This is a genomic window from Streptosporangium sandarakinum (genome assembly GCF_050942225.1).
GTDB classification, from domain to species: Bacteria; Actinomycetota; Actinomycetes; order Streptosporangiales; family Streptosporangiaceae; genus Streptosporangium; species Streptosporangium nondiastaticum.
Window position 1 is genome coordinate 3,142,763 of sequence record NZ_CP192034.1, and the last position, 17,759, is coordinate 3,160,521.

The window sequence follows — 17,759 nt, forward strand, 5'->3', positions numbered from 1 at the left end:
GCCGCCAGGGCCGCGACGTCACCGCTCCGCCGCCCCTCGGCGCGGGCCAGGCAGGCGGCGGCCCAGTCGTTCTCGCCCGCGACGGCCGACGCCGAGGCCAGCCGTTCGGCGGCGTCCGGCAGCCCGGCCGCGACGGCGAGCTCGGCCCCGGCGGCGCGGGCGTAGGTCTGGTACCGCCCCTGGGGGAAGTCGGTGAAGACCAGCCCCACCAGGTCGGCCGCGCCGCCGAACCGCCCGCTGTGCACGGCGACGCGGGCGTCGGCGAACGCCGCGAACGTCGCGTGGTTGCGCGGACCGCCGGACACCTGCGTGGCGCGGGCACGCCAGAACCGGTACCGGTGGTCGTCGCCGCGCAGGCCATGGACCAGCGCCACGGCGGCGACGGCGGGCGACATCCAGCCCGCCACGGGACCGCCGGCGCGTTCCCAGCCGTCCCACATCCCGGCCGCCCGGCGCAGGGCCTCGTCGAACTCGCCGGTGAGCGCCAGGGGGAGGACCAGGCTGCTCTCCGACAGGTAGGAGTGACCGCCCAGCAGGTCGTCCTCCAGCGCCGACCGGGCGGTCTCCAGCGCGGTCCGCAGGTCGCCGGTCGCCACGGCGTAGGTGGCGGCCATGTTGTAGGTGTCGGTGATCTCCGGGGCGGAGCGCGGATCGTCGCGGGACATCGCGGCGAGCAGGGAGAGCCGTTCGCGGGTGACCCGGTACGCCTCCCGGAGCCGGCCCGCCGTGGCGGCGGCGGTGCTCACCGCGTCGAGGGCCGCGCTGACGAGCACCGGGTCGCCGGCGGCGCGCGCGGCCTCGGCGGCGGCCGCGGCCAGGACCGGGTCCGGAGCCATCTTCTCCCGGCCCGCGTTCCACGCGGCCGCCGCCGCCAGCAGCGCCGCCACGACGGGATCCCCCGGTCGCCGGCCGCGGCCGCCTCCTCCAGCAGGGCGGACAGCCGCTCGTGCGGGACCTCGGCGGGAAAACCCGCGGAGAACCGGTTCGCGGTGATCACCGCGGCGGCCAGCGCCACGGCCACGGCGTCGCCGTCGCCCGCGGCGCGCGCCCGATCGGCCGACGCGAGCAGCGACTCGAAGGCGTGGTGGCCAGCCGGGGCCACGGCGTGCGCGCCGTCGGCCGCGCTGCGCAGGTCGCGGGCGGCCTCACCCGGATCGGGGGCCCGCTCGGCCGCCTCCCGGTAGTGGTCCAGGGACTCGGTCAGGAACCGCCGCGCGTAGCACAGGCGGCCCAGCGCGCGCGCCAGCCGGTGCGGCACCGCGCCGGGACCGGGCGGCGACCCCGCCAGCGCGGCGCGCAGGTCGTCGGCGACGGCGTCGAAGTCGTCGCGCCACCCGCCCGCCCGCGGATCCGGGAGCGCCGTCGCGTCCGCCGTCCGGTCCTCCAGCGCCGCCGCGGTAGCCGCGGCCCACTCCAGGTGCCGCCGCCGCGTCTCGTCCGTCTCGCCCGCCGCCGCGAGCCGGTCCGCGGCGAAGGCGCGGACCGTCTCCAGCAGCCGCCACCTGCTCTCCCCGCCCCGCCGGACGACCAGGCTCTTGTCCACCAGGCGGCCCAGCACGTCGGCGACCGGACCCCGGCCCCCGCCACGCGTCACGGCGACGGCGGCGTCGAGATCGAACCCGCCCGTGAAGACGGCCAGCCGCCGGAACAGCGTCCGCTCCTCCTCGCCGAGCAGGTCGTGGCTCCAGCCGATCACCGCGCGCAGCGAGCGGTGCCGCTCGACCGCCCCGCGCCCGCCGGCGAGCAGCCGCAGGACGTCGTCGAGGGTGGCCAGCAGACCGTCGGCGCCCAGGGAGGCGCTGCGCGCCGCGGCCAGCTCGATGGCCAGCGGCATGCCGTCCAGCCGGGCGCACAGCTCGGCGATCACGGCGGGATCGGCGGTGAACCCCGGATCGGCCGCGGCGGCGCGGTCGAGGAAGAGCCGTTCGGCGTCGGACGCCACCGGCAGCGGCGCGACCGGCACGATCCTCTCTCCCGGCACGCCCAGCCGCTCGCGGCTGGTCACCAGCACTCTCGCGCCGGGGCAGACAGACAGGGTCCGCTCCACGAACCCGGCCACCGCGTCGAGCAGGTGCTCGCAGTTGTCGAGGACCAGCAGCGACCGGCCCCGGCCGAGCCGTTCGGCGACGGCGTCCTCCAGCGGCTGCCGGGGACGCTCGGTGACGCCGAGCGCCGCCGCCACCGCCTGCGCGACGAAGCCCCCGCCCACCGGGACCAGGTCCACGAACGCACCGCCCGCCGGGAACGACGGCGCCGCGTCCCCGGCGACCACCGCCGCCAGGCGGGTCTTGCCGACCCCGCCCGGCCCCAGCAGCGTCACCAGCCGGGACTCGCCGAACGCCGCCAGGACCGCCGCGCGCTCCCGCTCGCGGCCCACGAACGACGTCAGCGCCGCAGGCAGGCCCGCCATCCGCCCCGGCGGGGCCGCCGTCCTCCCCGGTAGGGCGGCCTCGGGCGGCGCCGCCCCGCCGGCGAGCACGGCCAGCGCCCGCCGGTCGGCGACGCCGTACTTGCGCAGCAGCGAGGAAACATGGCTCTCGACGGTCCGCACCGAGATGTGCAGCCTGCTCGCGATCTCCGAGTTGGACAGCCGCGCGCCGAGCGCCTCCAGAACCTCCGCCTCGCGCGCCGACACCTCACCTGGCCCCGTTGTCGTCACCTCGACATCATCACCCATCGGTGCCGCGATCAGTGGTCTTTGCGTGCCGAATCCGTGGTCTTCACGGATGACCGAGGGGGTACGCGCGCAGGATGCTGGTCGAAGCCGGACGCGGCTCACCGAAGACGCCGGGCGGCTGGCACACGCGAGACGTCCGCTCCACACACGAGAGACGAAAGGGTTCGAGATGAGCCAGCAGGTCCAGAGCCGGCCGTACCGGGTTCGCGACGCCGCGCCCGGCGGCGGCCCCGAAGCCGCGCGCCGCCTGCGTGAGGAGTTCGGCGGGGCGGTCCTCCTGCCGGGAGACCCCGGATACGACGAGCAGCGCGAGGCCCCCAACGCCGACATCGACCCGCGGCCGGCGCTGATCGCCGAGGCGGACGACCCCGCCGACGTGCGGGCCGCGATCCTCACCGCGCGCGAGCACGGCCTGCCCTTCGCCGTCCAGGCCACCGGGCACGGCACCTACGTCGCCTCCGACGGCGGCGTCCTCCTCAGAACCGGGAGGATGGACTCCGTCCTGGTCGACCCGGACCGCCGGATCGCCCGCGTCGGCCCCGGCACCACGTGGGCGGAGGTGATCGCCGCCGCCGAGCCGTTCGGCCTCGCGCCGCTGGCCGGCTCGCACCAGACGGTCGGCGTGACCGGCTACACCCTCGGCGGCGGCATCGGCTGGCTGGCCCGCGGGTACGGCTTCGCCTCCGACAGCGTGCTGCGCGCCGAGATGGTCACGGCCGACGGCCGGCTGGTGACGGCGAGCCCCGACCGGAACCCCGACCTGTTCTGGGCGCTGCGCGGCGGCGGCGGCAACTTCGGCGTGGTGACCTCCCTGGAGTTCCGGCTCCACCCCGTCGCCCGCGTCCACGCCGGCGCCCTCTACTTCACGGCCGACCGGGCCGCCGAGACGCTGACCCGCTACCGCGAGTGGATGGCCGACGCCCCCCGCGAGCTGAGCACCTCGATCCTGCTGGCCCGGTTCCCCGACGCCCCGGAGACCCCCGCGCCGCTGCGGGACAGGTGGGTCCTCGGGCTGCGCGTCATGTACGCGGGCGAGGCCGAGGAGGCCCGCGCCGCGCTGCGCCCCCTGACCGAGACGGCCGGGCCGGTGCTGCTGGACGACCTGCGGACCACGACGTTCGCCCAGGCGGAGATGGGCGGCATCGCGCCCCGCGACTTCAACCTCCTGGAGACCCTGCCCGACGATGTGATCGAGGCGGTGGCGGCCGTCGTCGGGCGGCCCGACTCGCCCGTCACCATGGTGGAGGTCCGCCACTGGGGCGGCGCGATGACCGACGCCGGGCCCGACGCGGGCCCGGTGGGCCACCGTACGGCGCAGCTGTCGGTCGTCCTGGACGCCTGCGACCCGCAGGTCTCGCGGGTGCTGCGCCCGCACTCCGGCGACCGGACGTTCCTGAACTTCCTGGGCGACACCACCAGGGCCGAGACGGCCTACACGCCCGGCGACCACCGGCGGCTGCGGGACGTGAAGCGGACCTACGACCCCGACAACTTCTTCCGCCTCAACCACAACATCCCCCCGGCCGAGCCGGGCTCCCACTGACCCGCCGCGGCCACGGCGTCCCGCCCGCGCCGCCCGCCCCTCCGTGCGACGGCCCCGCCCCGCACCCCGCCGGCCGTACGGCGGGGCGCGGGGCGCACCCGGTGAGAAGGCCGGCGAAGGCGAGAAAGGCGATCCCATGCAGCGTGTGATCTCAAGTGACGGCACCGGCATCGCGTTCGACCGCCGCGGCGAGGGGCCGCCGGTCGTCCTGGTGAGCGGGGCGCTGCGCCACCGGTCCCTCGACCCGGTAGGGGAGCGGCTGGCCGAGCTGCTGGCGCCGCGCTTCACCGTCTACCGCTACGACCGCCGGGGCCGGGGTGACAGCGGCGACACCGCCCCCTACGCGGTCGCCCGGGAGGTCGAGGACCTGGAGGCCGTCATCGCCGAGGCGGGCGGATCGGTGTTCGTGTGCGGGTTCTCCTCCGGCGCGGTCATCGCCCTCGACGCGGCCCGCCGGCTGCCCGGCATCGCGAGGCTGGCGCTGTACGAGCCGCCGTTCGTCGTGGACGCCACCCGCCCGCCGCTGCCCGAGGACTACGTGACCAGGCTCGACGGGCTGGTGGCCCGGGGACGGCGGGGCGAGGCCGTGGAGTTCTTCATGACCCGGGCCGCGGGCGTTCCCGCCGAGGCCGTCGCCCGCAGCCGGAGCACGGCCGGCTGGCGGGCGTTCGAGGCCGTGGCCCACACCCTCGCCTACGACGGCGCGGTCATGCGGACCACCATGGCGGGCAGGCCGCTGCCGGCCGACAGGTGGAGCTGCGTCACCGCCCCCGTCCTCGTCGCGGACGGCGGCCGGAGCAGGGACTATCTACGCACCGGCGCGAGGGCGCTCGCCGCAGTCCTGCCCGGGGCACGGCACCTCACCCTGGAGGGCCAGAGCCACGCCGTGGACCCGGCCGTCCTCGCCCCCGTCCTGGAAACCTTCTTCACCGTGCCCCAGCAGTGCCCCCCGAGCCCTTGAAAGACTTCTCGCCGGTCACACCGGTGCGAAGATCGTCGGAGGCTCCCGATCGGCGTGACCCGCATGAGGTGCAGCGTCATCTGGCGGTCATCCTGGTGTCGACCGCGGGCTCGGCATGCCCGTCGGTGGTCATGGGGAGGCGGCCCCGCGCGGAGCGGGGGCCGACTGCCCGGGACGCGAGCCGCCCTTCAGCCAAATGACGGAATTCGGCCTACGGGCCTCGCGGCGGATCCTCGACACCGCGAACTTGCAGGTCACCTCTTTGATCGCCGCGCCCATGCGGCCGCCGACGTAGGCGTTCACCGGGCGGTCGTCCTTGCGGGCGAGCTGTCGTACGGCAGCGCGCCGGCCGAGGCTGACACACGCCCCTGAGAAGGCCAGGCTGATCATCGCCGGTTCGGTTCCCGCTATGCGGCTCAGCACGGTGCCGGCGGCCTGCGCCCCGAGCGGCCCGGCGGCGTAGCAGCTCATCCGCAGAGGCCGGCCCGACGGTGAAGCGGCGTCCCCGGCCGCGACGATGCGGTCGTCGTCGACGCTGGTCAGCGTCTCGTCGGTGAGCAGCCGGCCGAGCGCATCGGTCTGCAACCCACTCGCGGCCGCCAGCCCCGGCACACCGAACCCGCCCGCCCAGATGGTCAGCGCGCTCGCACGCACCGCACCGTCGGCGAAGACGACCGCATCCGGCCGGACCTCGCTCACCACGGCGGGCTCGAGCACCACGACACCGTGCCGGGACAGCCATTTGGCCACGGCTCGGCGACCCGGTGCGCCGAATGACGGCGCCAGGGTCCGGCCGCACACCAGCGTGATCGCGCGTCCTTGCTCGGCCAGCTCGGCGGCCGTCTCGATGCCGGTCAATCCGCCGCCGACCACGGTGACCGGAGCGTCCAGGGGCAACTCCTCCAGCCTGGCGCGCAGGCGCCGCGCGGACTCGAGTTCAGCGACGCCGAGCGCGAACTCGGCCGCGCCGGGCACCGACGACGGTATCGCCCCGGTGCTGCCGACCGCGTAGATGACGTGGTCGTAGTCCAGTGCGCGGCCCGACGCCAGCCGTACCGCGCGGGCGGCGACGTCGATACGCGCGGCGCTGTCGACGACCAACCGGATGCCTTCGCCGAGCAGCGTGCCGTAGTCCACCGTGGCCTCGCCGGTGCCGGCCACGAACTGGTGCAGCCGGACTCGTTCGACGAACTCCGGGCGGGAGTTGACCACGGTGATATCGACGTCGGTGCGCATCCGCAGACGGTTGGCCGCGAGTGTTCCGGCGTAACCGCCACCGATGACGACGACCTTGCTGGGTGTGCGGTGTGCGGGTGTGGACATGGTGAGGCCTTCTCTTCTCGATCTCAGCGGTGTTCGAGCCTTGCGACCCGGCGTCCCACTAGTCCGACGAAGCGACTGCTGAAAACGTCAGGCGACGCGCCGGCCTCACGATCCGGTGCGCTGTTTCGCCGGACCGGTGAAGGGCGGCTACCGAAATGCGGGTCGGTGCTCCGGCCTCGGGCCGGAGGTGAAGGCCCGCGGCCGGAGTGCCCGCCAGGGCGCGAGCGTGTCCTGACCTTCCCGCTCTTGCCGCTCGGCCCATCGGGCGTAGGGCGCCAGGACGGCGAAGGACCGGCGGCAGGCGATCCGCTTCACGAAGAACGCCCGGTTCACCGTCACGGCGGGCGGGAAACTCCGCCTGCCGAGGATCGGGGACGTGGCGGTGCGCTGGTCGCGGGATCTGCCGTCCGAGCCGTCCAGCGTCACGGTGATCAAGGACGCGGCCGGGAGGTACTTCGCGAGTTTCGTCGTGGAGGCGTTCAAAGAGCCGCTTCCACGGGTCGCCGCCGAGGTCGGCATCGACCTGGGGCTGACGCACTTCGCGGTCGCCTCCGACGGCCGGAAGATCGACAACCCGCGCTTCCTGCGCCGGGCGGCGAAGAAGCTCCGTAAGGCGCAAAAGGCCCTCAGCCGCAAGGCGAGGGGGTCGAACAACCGCAAGAAGGCCAAGTTGAAGGTCGCCAGGGCGCACGCCCGGGTGGCCGACGCGCGCCGGGACTTCGCTCACAAGCTCTCCACCGCGTTGATCCGTGACAACCAAGCGGTGTACGTGGAGAACCCGTCAGTGAAGGGCCTGGCGCGCACGAGGCTGGCCAAGAGCGTCCACGATGCCGGATGGTCACAGTTCGTGACCATGCTGGAGTACAAAGCCGCCCGGTACGGGCGGACCTTCGCCAAGATCGACCGCTGGTTCCCATCGTCGAAGCTCTGCTCGGCGTGCGGCACCGTCGCCGAGTCGATGCCGCTGAATGTCCGATCGTGGATCTGCGCCTGCGGGACGGCCCACGATCGGGACGTCAACGCGGCGCTCAACATCCTGGCCGCCGGACGGGCGGACAGGCTAAACGCCTGTGGAGACCCGGTGAGACCACCGCTTGAGGTGGCGCGGGTCGACGAAGCAGGAAGCCTCAGAGGTGCCGCGCGATGCGGCACGGGCTGAATCCCCGGACTTCAGGCCGGGGAGCGCGTCAAGTGGGCGAATGGATCCCGGAGCCGCTGCCCGATCGTATGGAGCGGCTGGGCGGGCGGCCGGGCGACGCCACGATCGACCCGGCCCCGGCAAGCTCCGGCCGTGGACGGCGCACGGGGTCGAGGAACAGTGGGACGGCCATCGGCGGTGAGAAAGCCCTTGTTCCTTGCCGTGGCGGTGAGCAGGTCAGGACACGGGGCGATCGGGGAGGGCGAGGGCACGGGCGCGGCTCCCGTGCCGATCCTTCGGCGTGGACACCTGAAAGATCGGCAATGGCCCCGCGCTTTCGCGACCCGGCCACCGAGACCGGCCGGACCACGAAATCTCATCGACGCCGGGGCCGTGGCTAGTCCCAGGTGGTCCCGTCGCAGGACTTCCGAAGCGATTCCATAATGCGCTGGTTTTCTCTCATACGGAAACTCTGCGATCGGCGGGGCTTTACGGCAAGGCGCGGCGGAGGCAACATGTTGCCCTTCGTCGGCCACTTCCTGTCACCCGTTCCGCATGCCGGCGGCTCCGGGATCGCTCATCATCGAATGACCAGGGAGAACAGGGCGAGTCCCGGGCGCGGCGCCGCGTGGCGGGCGGCGCGCCCGGGGGCCAGCACGCCAGAAGATGCACCGGGCGACGCCCGGAAGTGACGATGTCGTGGTGAGGACCGCGCATATCCCGTATGCCGCGGGAGTCGCCGGCGACGACACCGCCGAGACTCCCCGGTATTCACGCCGGAATTCGGCCGACGCCGTTCCACGCGGAACATCGACCGCCATTTTCGGCCGTAATTCGCTGCCGTGGGGGAATTCACGTCGCGATCCGACGTCCCGCGCACCGCACGGCCGCCCCGGTCGACGCACAAACCGTACCCGCTGAAGCCGTTAGCCCCTCTCTGGCGAGGTGAGAAACTTGACTCTGGTCGAGACCCAAACGTCGGTCGACTTCGATGGCGAGACCCTGGACATCGCCGCCGTGCGGCAGGTCGCCGAGGACGGCGCCGCCTGCGTCGTCTCCTCCGAGACGCTGTCCAAGGCCGCGGCCAACCGCGGAATGTTCGAGGACATCATCCGGCAGGGCATCCCCGTGTACGGCGTGACCACCGGCTACGGCGAGATGATCTACATGCTGGTCGACACCGACAAGGAGGTGGAGCTGCAGACCAACCTGGTCCGCAGCCACAGCGCGGGCGTCGGCCCGACCTTCGCCCAGGACGAGGCGAGGGCGGTCGTCGCGGCCCGGCTGAACGCCCTGTCCAAGGGTTACTCGGCGGTGCGTCCCGAACTGCTGGAGCGCCTCGCGCTCTACCTCAACCTGGGCATCACCCCCGCCATCCCCGAGATCGGCTCCCTCGGCGCGAGCGGCGACCTGGCCCCGCTCGCGCACGTCGCCTCCACCCTCATCGGCGAGGGATACGTCCTGCGCGAGGGCCGCCGCGTCGAGACCGCGCGGGTCCTGCGGGAGTTCGGCATCGAGCCGCTGCAGCTGCGGTTCAAGGAGGGGCTCGCGCTGATCAACGGGACCTCCGCGATGACCGGCGTGGGCTGCCTGCTGGCCGGGCGCGCCATGGACCAGATCCGCCAGGCCGAGATCGTCACCGCCCTGATCTGCGAGGTCCTGCAGAGCTCGACCAGCCCGTTCGGGGCCGAGGGGCACGACATCGCCCGCCCGCACCGGGGCCAGATCGACAGCGCGGCGAACATGCGGGCCCTGCTGCGCGGCAGCGAGCTGGCCGTCGAGCACAGCGACCTGCGCCGCGCGCTCAGCGCCGACCCCGACCGCCTGCGTGCCCTGAAGTCGCGCGAGGCCTCCCGGCGCGGCTCGCACGAGGACGCGGACGGCGGTGTGCACCGTACCGAGGTCTACCTGCAGAAGGCCTACACGCTGCGCGCCATCCCGCAGGTCGTCGGCGCCGTCCGCGACACGCTGTACCACGTGACGGGCGTGCTGGAGACCGAGCTGAACTCCTCCAACGACAACCCGCTGGTCTTCGAGGGCCAGGAGGTCTTCCACGGGGCGAACTTCCACGGCCAGCCGGTCGCCTTCGCGATGGACTTCCTCACCATCGCCCTCACCCAGCTCGGCGTCTTCTCCGAGCGCCGCACCAACCGGCTGCTCAACCGGCACCTCAGCAACGGCCTGCCGGAGTTCCTCGTCGCGGGCGACCCGGGCCTCAACAGCGGGTTCGCCGGAGCCCAGTACCCGGCGACCGCGCTGGTCGCCGAGAACCGCACCATCGGCCCGGCCAGCACCCAGAGCGTGCCGTCCAACGGCGACAACCAGGACGTCGTCAGCATGGGCCTGATCGCCACCCGCAACGCGCGACGGGTCATGCAGAACAACACCAGGATCCTCGCGGTGGAGTTCCTCGCCGCGGCGCAGGCGGTGGACGTGTCCGGCCGCTACGACCGGCTCAGCCCGGCGGGCCGGGCGACCTACGACGCGGTGCGGTCGCTGGTGCCGACGTTGAGCCACGACCGCTACATGGCCGACGACATCGAGCTGGTGGCCGCGGCGCTGTCCCGCGGTGAGTTCGTCGGCGCCGTCACCCGAAGCGACGTCGAGCTGCGCTGAGGGGCCGGCCCGCCGTACGACCGCCCGCCCGCCGCGAGGCCGGGGGACGGCCGTACGGCGGGCACGGGCCGGCGGGCCGCCCGCCCGCCGGCCGTACCGAGCACGGAAACGAGCACGGAAACGGATCGCGGAGAAAGGCGGTTCACCATGGCTGGCCTGATCAGGGTGAGGCCGGACGCCGATCTCGACGATGTCGTCGAGATCCTGGAACGGGACGGGGCCGTCGTCGTCGAGGACTTCGTCGACCAGGAGACCCTCGCCGGGCTGTGGGACGACCTCGGGCCGTGCCTGGAGTCCCACTCCTACAGCGACAACTGGTACGACGGGCTGCGGACCAGGCGGGTGTCCTCGCTGTTCGCCCGTACCACGCGCCTGACGCCGGTGGTCACCCAGCGCCTCTACCTGGGGGCGGCCCGCGCCATCATGCAGCGGCCGATCCCCATGTGGATCGGCCGGTCCCGGCAGGAGATGATCCCCACCATCCAGATCAGCGCCACGCAGCTGATCCAGATCCACCAGGGCCAGGGCAAGCAGCCCCTGCACCGCGACGACGCGCTGCACCTGCGCTCGCACCCGGGCTCGACCAGCCGGGTGCAGATGATGCTCGCGATGAGCGAGTTCACCGCCGACAACGGCGGCACCCTGGTCATCCCGGGCAGCCACCACTGGGACGACGAGCGCGCACCGAAGGCCGAGGAGGCCATCCCCACCGAGATGCCGGCCGGGTCGTGCCTCATCTGGCTGGGCGGCGTCTACCACGGCGGCGGCCGCAACGTCACCGCCGTGCCGCGCACCGGCATGACCATCTCGCTGGACCTGGGCAACCTCCGCCAGGAGGAGAACCAGTATCTCGCGGTGCCCAGGGAGAAGGTGCTGGCCTACCCCGAGGAGGTCAGGCGGCTCCTCGGCTACGACCGCTGCCCGCCCGGCCTGGGCTGGGTGGAGATGAACGACCCGTACATCATGCTGGAGGACGAGGAGACCCGCCGCGCGGCCGGCGTGGACGTCGCCTCCGGCACCGCCCCCGCCCCCGTCACCGGCTGACCCGCCGCCCGCCGTACCTCCGGGCGCCGCGGCGCCCGGCCGTCAAGGAGACGGCGCACGGTACGGCGCGGCGGTCAGGCCGCGGCGGCGTACAGCACGTCGCGCAGGCCGGGCAGGTCCTCCCGGTCGCCGCGCCAGACCAGCCGCAGCCGCAGGTCCGGGACGGCCAGGCCGAGCCGGGTCAGCGCGCCGGACCGCAGCGCCTCCGCCACGGCGAACTCCGGCAGCAGCGCGATCCCCAGGCCCCGCTCGGCCCAGGCCCGCATCACCGCGACCCCGCCGGCCCGGACCCGCTCCGGGCCCGGCCCGAGGATCCGGTCGGCGGCCATCCAGAAGGAGCAGGCCGGCACGTTGACCAGCAGCCGCTCACCGGCCAGGTCGCCGGGCGGCACGGGGAGCGGCCGGCCAGCCGGTGGCCGGGCGCGGCGACCAGGGCGAGCGGGACGGGGTCGAGGTCGAGGAACGTCAGGGGTTCGGCCGGCGGCGGGAAGCCGAGGTCGCCCAGCGCGTCCCCGGTGTCCAGCAGCAGCGCCGCCTCCAGCCGCCCGCCGGCGACCCCGGAGAGCAGCTCGTCCCGGCTCACCGCGGAGGCGACCTCCAGGGCCAGGCCGGGGCGGCGCTCGGCGAGCCGGGCCAGCACCCGGGGGACGAGCGTGGCGGCGATGGTCTCCAGCGCGCCCAGCCGCAGCACCCTCGGCCGCCCGGCCACCTCGCAGCGCGCCTGCTCGGCGGCGTCCAGCAGCCGCCGGGCCCAGAGCAGCATCCGCTCGCCCGCGCCGGTCGGCCGCATCCCCCGCGCGGTCCGCTCGAACAGCGGCACGCCCAGCGACCTCTCCAGCGCGCGGATCTGCTCGGAGACGGTGGAGGGCGCCAGCCCCAGCTCGTTGGCCGCGTCGGTCACCGTGCCGCCGCGTACCACCGCCTCGAAGGTCCGCAACTGGCGTAGCTCCACGCCGTCCCCCGATCGCCCGCTCCGTTCGGAATTCCCGAACGGAGTGTACGGACGGCCCGGTGGAGCCGGGAAGCCGGGAACCGGACAGTTGGTCCCCATGACCACTGTCGAATCCCCTCCCGGCGGCCCCACCGCCCGGTCCGGACGTCCCGAGCACCCGGTCGCGCTCCTGGGAATCTCGCTCGGATACTTCATGGTGCTGCTCGACATGACCGTGCTGTCGGTCGCCGAGCCGGACCTGGCCGCCTCGCTGCACACCTCGGTCGCCGGCCTGCAGTGGGCGACCACCGGCTACACCGTCGTCTTCGGCGCCCTGCTGCTGACGGCCGGCGCGGTCGCCGACCGCCACGGCGCGCACCGCGTCTTCCGCGCCGGGGTCGCGGTCTTCGGTCTCGGCTCGCTGCTGTGCGCCCTCGCGCCGGCGCTGTGGGCGCTGGTCGGGGTGCGCGCGGTGCTCGGCGCCGCGGCGGCGGCCTGCGTGCCCGCCTCGATGGCGATGATCGCGCGGCTGTACCCGGATCCGGCCCGCCGCACCCGCGCCGTGGCGACCTGGGCGGCCGTCAGCGGGGCCGCGGTCGCCGCGGGCCCGATCGCCGGCGGCGCGCTGGTCGAGCTGGCCGGCTGGCGGGCGATCTTCCTGGTCAACGTGCCGCTCGCGCTGCTGGTGCTGGCCACGACCGCCGGGCGGGCGGTGGCCTGCCCGCGCGGCGAACGGCGCGTCGACTGGACGGCGCAGCTCGCGGCCTGCGCCACCCTGGCGCTGCTGACCGACGCGCTGATCGCCGCGGGCTCGGAGTCCTGGGCCCACGTCGCCGTCTCCGCGGTGGCCGCCGTGCTCGCCGGGGCCGCGTTCGCGCTGCGGGAGCGGCGCAGTGCCGCGCCGGTCCTCGACCCGGCGCTGCTGCGCGGCCGGGGCGTGCGGACCGGCCTCGCGGTGGGGGCGGCGGTGAACTTCGCCCTCACCGGCGACCTGTTCGTGCTGCCGCTGCTGCTGCGGCACGACCACCATCTCGGCCCGATCGCCAGCGGCCTGGCGTTCCTGCCGCTGACCCTGCCGTTCGCGCTCAACCCCCGCTGACCGGCCGGATCGTGGCCCGCCGGGGCCCGCGGGCGCCCATCACGGCCGGTGCGGCGCTGCTGACCGCCGGCGGCGCGGTGCTCGGCTGGGCCGCCTGGGCGGGCGCCGGGTACGGCGTGCTCGCCCTCGGGCTGCTGCTCACCGGGTTCGGGGTGTCGTTCGTCCTGCCGGCCCTGGCCGCCGCGGTCATCGGCGCGGCCCCGGAGGGCACGGCCGGGTCCGCGGGAGGCGTGCTCAACGCCGCCCGCCAGACAGGGGCGACCCTCGGCGTCGCCGCCATGGGAGCCCTCACCGGCCTCGGCGCCCCGGCGGGCCCGGCGGCCGCACTCCTGCTGCCGGCCGTGTTGTGCGCCGCGGCCGGCGGGTGGTTCGCCCGCGTGTCCTCCCGCTGAGCGCGGCCGGCGTGCGGCTCTTCCGCGAGCCCTCTCCGAGCGCGTCCGGCCCGGCCCCCGGACCGTGTCCGGGCCGATCCCGGCCTCCGGACCGCGTCCGGCCCGGCCCCCGGAGGGGGGCCGGGCCGGAAGGGGGGGACGGAGCCGGCGGCCGGGCCTCACCGGGAGGCGCCGGTCCGCGTCGCCGCCGTCAGAGGTCGAACATGGCGCCGCGGACCTGGCGCAGGTCGTCGAAGGACGACAGGTCCGGGACGGTCCAGCCGTCCAGGTCGTACTCGGACATGCACTCCTCGACGAACGCCTTGTAGCCGTCCACCTGCCCGTTCGCCGTCTGCGCGGCCAGCAGCTCGACCCGGGTGTTCTCGTGGTTGCCGGCGTAGTTGCGCTCGTACAGCTCGTGCCGGCCGCCGAACTCGGTGCCGACCGCGTCCCACAGCAGCTTCATGACCTTGATCCGCTCGACCGCCTCCATGCCGCCCGAGCCGCGCAGGTACTTGTCGAGGTAGGGGCGGACGTCGGGGTTCTTGAAGTCGTCGGCGCTGGAGTTGATGTAGATCAGGCCGCTGGCGATGTCCTGCTGCACGATCTCCTTGACCCGGGGGTAGCCGATCTGCATGAACCACCGGTAGGCCAGGCCGTACTGCGGGTTGGGCAGCACCGCGCCGTTCGCCCACGCGACCGGGTTGCGCGCGGCGGCGTCGGAGAACGCCCAGAACAGGTTGCGCCAGGCCAGCACCTCGCCGATCCGGCTCTGCACGCCGCGGAAGTCCTTGGTGCCGGTCGCCTCCACCGCCTTGATCAGCAGGCCCGCGATGAACTCCAGCTTGACCGCCAGGCGGGTGCACCCGTGGAAGGTGAAGCGCTCGGGAAAGCCGGAGCGGCCGGTGAAGAGCTGGACCTTCCCCAGGTGCCCGTAGATGAAGACGTTCTCCCAGGGGATGAGCACCTTGTCCAGGACGAGGATCGTGTCGTTCTCGTCCAGCCGCGACGACAGCGGGTAGTCGAACGGGCTGCCCATGGCGGTGGCCGTGGCGGTGTAGGAGGGGCGGCAGATCAGCTTCAGGCCGGGCGCGCCCATCGGCACCGTCGCGACCAGCGCGAACTTCCGGTCCTTGATCGGCAGGCCGTAGTGGGCGATGAAGTTGTAGTGGGTCAGCGCCGAGCCGGTCGCGACGACCTTGGCGCCGCTCACCACCAGGCCGGCGTCGGTCTCCTTCTCCACGTGGACGAACACGTCGGCGACCTCGTCCGGCGGCCGGTTGCGGTCGACCGGCGGGTGCACGATCGCGTGGTTCCAGAACAGCACCTTCTCCTGCGACTCCCGGTACCAGCGCCGGGCGTTGTCGGAGAACGGCTCGTAGAACTCGGCGTTGGCGCCGAGCGTGCCGAGGAAGGCGGCCTTGTAGTCGGGGCTGCGCCCCATCCACCCGTAGCTCATCCGCGCCCACTCGGCGATGGCCCGCTGGTTGGCGACCAGGTCCTCGGCGCTGCGCGGCGTGGTGAAGAAGCTGTGCGTGTAGCCGTCGCTGCCGGTGTCGGTCGGCACCACGAGGGAGCCGCGCCGCTCCGGGTCGTGCAGCGCGTCGTACAGCCGCGCCGTCATCCGGACCGGGTTGTGGAACGCGGGGTGCGAGGTGACGTCCCTGACGCGGTCGCCGTACAGGTAGATCTCGCGGTCGTCGCGCAGGCTCTCGATGTACTCGGCGCCGGTCATCGGGCGCGTCTGCCGGCGCGCCGGACCGGCGGGCTCCGCGTTCCCGGTGCCGGACGCGCGGTCCTGAAGCTCAGTCAACGGACTTCTCCCTTCATTCCGCGTCGCCGGATGCGGCCCGCGGAGCGGTCTCAACCCGCGTCGCCGGATGCGGCCGGCGGGGACGGTCTCAACGCCGGAGGCCGGGCCTCCGCCGGGTCACTCGACGCCGAACCGGACCCGCGCCAGATCGCGCGGGGCGATGGTGGCGAGGAAGGTCGAAACTCCGGCATGGGTGACGAACATCGACATGTCACGCCAGATGCGCTCCATGCGTTCGCCGTTCCGCACCGCGCTGGAGCCCGCGGTCGGGTACAGGTGCCGCTCGACCGCGCGCCAGCACAGGTCCACCACCTCGCTGCAGATCCCGGCGATCCGCAGCTCCTGCTCCCGGGTGACGGCGGCCGGGCCCCGGGCGCAGGTCTCGCGCCACTGCCGGACCGCGTCCAGCGTCGCGGCCTCGGCCGTGGCGATCATGCCGGCGGCCTTGCCGTACCGGAGCTGGTAGTCGGGGTCCTCGGAGCGCGGCACGATCGGCGGGAAGGGGGTGGTCCGGCTGCGCATCAGGTCCTCGTAGGCGTCGAGCGCGCCCCGGGCGATGCCGACGGCCAGGGCGGCGTCCTCCATGACCATGAAGCTGAGCTGGCCGCCGCCGTACTCGGGGTTGCCGTGCAGCGCGCGGCCGGGCGTGCCCTCGGTGACGCTGACCTGGCTCATGTGGGTCCGCATGAGGAAGTGGGCGGGGATGCGCCCGTTCTCGATCCGGATGCTGTGCGAACCGCTGCCCTTCAGCCCGAGCGCCCTGCCCCAGTCGTCCAGGCGGGTCCACTCGCTGCGGGGGGCGATGAACATCGCCGGCTCGGGCTCGCCGCCGCCTTCGGGGGCGACCATCGCGTGACCGATGAAGTGCGTGGCGTACGGCGAGCCGGAGCAGTAGCCCCAGGTGCCGTTGAGCACCCAGCCGCCGTCGTCCGCGGGCTCGGCCGTGCCGCCGGGCATGACGGTCGCGGGGCAGATGAAGTGCCCGTCGCCGAAGACCTCCTCCTGCACCCGCTCCTCGAACAGCGTGGCCACCGCGAGCGCGTGCGCCGCGCCGAGGCAGTACATCCACCCGGTCGAGGGGCAGCCCCGGGTGAGCGCCATCGTCACCCGCATGAAGGTGTCGATCCCGAACTCGTAGCCGCCGTACCGGCGGGGGACCAGGATCCGGTAGAACCCGGCCCGGGTGAACTCCTCGTGGACGTCCTCGCCGTAGAAGGTGCGCCGCTCGGTCTCGGCCTGGCGCTCGACCAGGGACGGCGCGATGGCCTCGGCCCTCGCCACCATCTCCTCCGGCGTCAGGCCGGGCTCGGGCGGGGAGGGAGGGGAAAGGCGGCGCTCGGGAATGCTGGTGACGACTCCCATTCTTCGCGTGTCCTCACGGTCTCGTGGGCGGATGCGACATGCGCCAGCGTCACACCCGTCTTCGGGGCGGCGCATCTTTCGGGTTGCGGTCCGGTGGGCGGGCGCGCCCGCCCACCGGGGGCGTTTCCGGGTGGCGGAAGCGGATTCTCCGGATGGGAGACGCAAGAGAGCATTCCTGAATAAGAAAAAGCGCCGGTCCGGGGCGAGAATCGCACCACCGGTACCTTGCTGGGCCTATAGGCTCTTCATGATCCCCGGCCGTGACCGTTGTCACGGGCCGCGGGACGACGGCGAGCCGGCCCATCCGGGTCTTTCGACACGCCGGCGGACGGCGGAGCCGGGCGGGCCGGCTTCGATCCGTGCAGAAGCCATTTCTTCCCTCAGGTCCGAGAAAGGACGACACATGACGAGCAGGATCGAGATCACTCGAACCTTCGATGCGCCGCGGGAACTGGTGTACGCCGCCTGGACCGAGCCCAAGCACTTCACCCACTGGTGGGGCGCCCCGCTGGACACGATCTCCATGGACGTCCGCCCCGGCGGTGAGTGGCGCGCCACGATCGTCGTCGACGAGCAGACCCAGGTTCCCTTCGCCGGCGTCTACCGCGAGGTCGTGCCGAACGAGAAGCTGACCTACAGCCTTCTCGACCTGAGCGACGACGCCGAGAAGGAGGCGGCCCGCCAGCAGCGGGACGGCGACACCGAGGAGCTGGTGACCGTCACCTTCGCCGACGCTCCCGGCGGCACCGAGCTGACCTTCGTGCAGGAGGGCAACCTGCCCGAGGACGAGGTGCCGCGGGCCACCGAGGGCTGGGGCTACTTCTTCACCGCTCTCGACGAGTACCTCAAGAGCGTCAAGTAACGCGGGGCGCGTTCCCGTG

Annotated in this window: 11 protein-coding genes and 2 pseudogenes; 8 read left to right on the forward strand and 5 right to left on the reverse strand. The window is 73.8% G+C overall.

Annotated elements, in window-relative coordinates:
- Window positions 1-742 precede the first annotated feature (742 nt).
- Window positions 743-2,659: an ATP-binding protein gene (locus ACQP10_RS14435; RefSeq protein ID WP_433541521.1), complete on the reverse strand. Its 1,917-nt coding sequence runs from the start codon at window positions 2,657-2,659 to the stop codon at window positions 743-745.
- A 187-nt stretch (window positions 2,660-2,846) separates the two neighbouring features.
- Here ACQP10_RS14435 and ACQP10_RS14440 point away from each other — a divergent pair, with 187 nt between their 5' ends.
- A complete protein-coding gene (locus ACQP10_RS14440) occupies window positions 2,847-4,220 on the forward strand; it encodes an FAD-binding oxidoreductase (RefSeq protein WP_433541522.1) in 1,374 nt (457 codons plus the stop codon).
- A 136-nt stretch (window positions 4,221-4,356) separates the two neighbouring features.
- Window positions 4,357-5,181 carry an alpha/beta fold hydrolase gene (locus ACQP10_RS14445; protein WP_389995059.1) on the forward strand — a complete coding sequence of 275 codons (825 nt, stop codon included), beginning with the start codon at window positions 4,357-4,359 and terminating at the stop codon, window positions 5,179-5,181.
- A 129-nt stretch (window positions 5,182-5,310) separates the two neighbouring features.
- On the opposite strand, the gene ACQP10_RS14450 is transcribed toward ACQP10_RS14445, so the two are convergent.
- Window positions 5,311-6,504, reverse strand: a complete 1,194-nt coding sequence (locus ACQP10_RS14450) for an NAD(P)/FAD-dependent oxidoreductase (RefSeq protein WP_346019986.1) — start codon at window positions 6,502-6,504, stop codon at window positions 5,311-5,313.
- A gap of 277 nt (window positions 6,505-6,781) precedes the next feature.
- On the opposite strand from ACQP10_RS14450, the pseudogene ACQP10_RS14455 reads away from it, so the two are divergent.
- From ACQP10_RS14455 to ACQP10_RS14465, 3 genes and pseudogenes are all read left to right on the forward strand, one after another.
- A pseudogene (locus ACQP10_RS14455) lies at window positions 6,782-7,663 on the forward strand (RNA-guided endonuclease InsQ/TnpB family protein); the annotation flags it as partial.
- A gap of 933 nt (window positions 7,664-8,596) precedes the next feature.
- The gene (gene cmdF, locus ACQP10_RS14460; RefSeq protein WP_179818050.1) at window positions 8,597-10,258 is read left to right on the forward strand and encodes a tyrosine 2,3-aminomutase; all 1,662 of its coding nucleotides are present in this window, start codon (window positions 8,597-8,599) and stop codon (window positions 10,256-10,258) included.
- A gap of 147 nt (window positions 10,259-10,405) precedes the next feature.
- Complete coding sequence (locus ACQP10_RS14465; RefSeq protein ID WP_346019983.1) at window positions 10,406-11,302, forward strand: phytanoyl-CoA dioxygenase family protein; 897 nt, start codon at window positions 10,406-10,408, stop codon at window positions 11,300-11,302.
- Between the two features lie 74 nt (window positions 11,303-11,376).
- Here the strand turns inward: ACQP10_RS14465 and ACQP10_RS14470 are convergent.
- Window positions 11,377-12,464, reverse strand: a pseudogene (locus ACQP10_RS14470) (LysR family transcriptional regulator).
- Between ACQP10_RS14470 and ACQP10_RS14475 the strand changes: the two are divergent.
- Together ACQP10_RS14475 and ACQP10_RS14480 are read left to right on the forward strand one after the other, a co-directional pair.
- Window positions 12,352-13,332, forward strand: coding sequence for an MFS transporter (locus tag ACQP10_RS14475; RefSeq protein ID WP_433541523.1), 981 nt, complete (start codon window positions 12,352-12,354; stop codon window positions 13,330-13,332). The pseudogene ACQP10_RS14470 and the gene ACQP10_RS14475 sit on opposite strands and share 113 nt — an antisense overlap.
- Before the next feature lie 11 nt (window positions 13,333-13,343).
- Window positions 13,344-13,724 (forward strand): hypothetical protein, encoded by a 381-nt coding sequence (locus ACQP10_RS14480; RefSeq protein WP_433541524.1) that lies wholly within the window; start codon window positions 13,344-13,346, stop codon window positions 13,722-13,724.
- 190 nt (window positions 13,725-13,914) lie between these two features.
- On the opposite strand, the gene ACQP10_RS14485 is transcribed toward ACQP10_RS14480, so the two are convergent.
- The gene (locus tag ACQP10_RS14485) at window positions 13,915-15,516 is read right to left on the reverse strand and encodes a 4-hydroxyphenylacetate 3-hydroxylase family protein (RefSeq protein WP_246423884.1); all 1,602 of its coding nucleotides are present in this window, start codon (window positions 15,514-15,516) and stop codon (window positions 13,915-13,917) included.
- 117 nt (window positions 15,517-15,633) lie between these two features.
- Window positions 15,634-16,878 carry an acyl-CoA dehydrogenase family protein gene (locus tag ACQP10_RS14490; protein WP_433541525.1) on the reverse strand — a complete coding sequence of 415 codons (1,245 nt, stop codon included), beginning with the start codon at window positions 16,876-16,878 and terminating at the stop codon, window positions 15,634-15,636.
- A gap of 403 nt (window positions 16,879-17,281) precedes the next feature.
- Between ACQP10_RS14490 and ACQP10_RS14495 the strand changes: the two genes are divergently transcribed.
- The gene (locus ACQP10_RS14495) at window positions 17,282-17,740 is read left to right on the forward strand and encodes an SRPBCC family protein (protein WP_179818045.1); all 459 of its coding nucleotides are present in this window, start codon (window positions 17,282-17,284) and stop codon (window positions 17,738-17,740) included.
- Window positions 17,741-17,759: the final 19 nt, after the last annotated feature.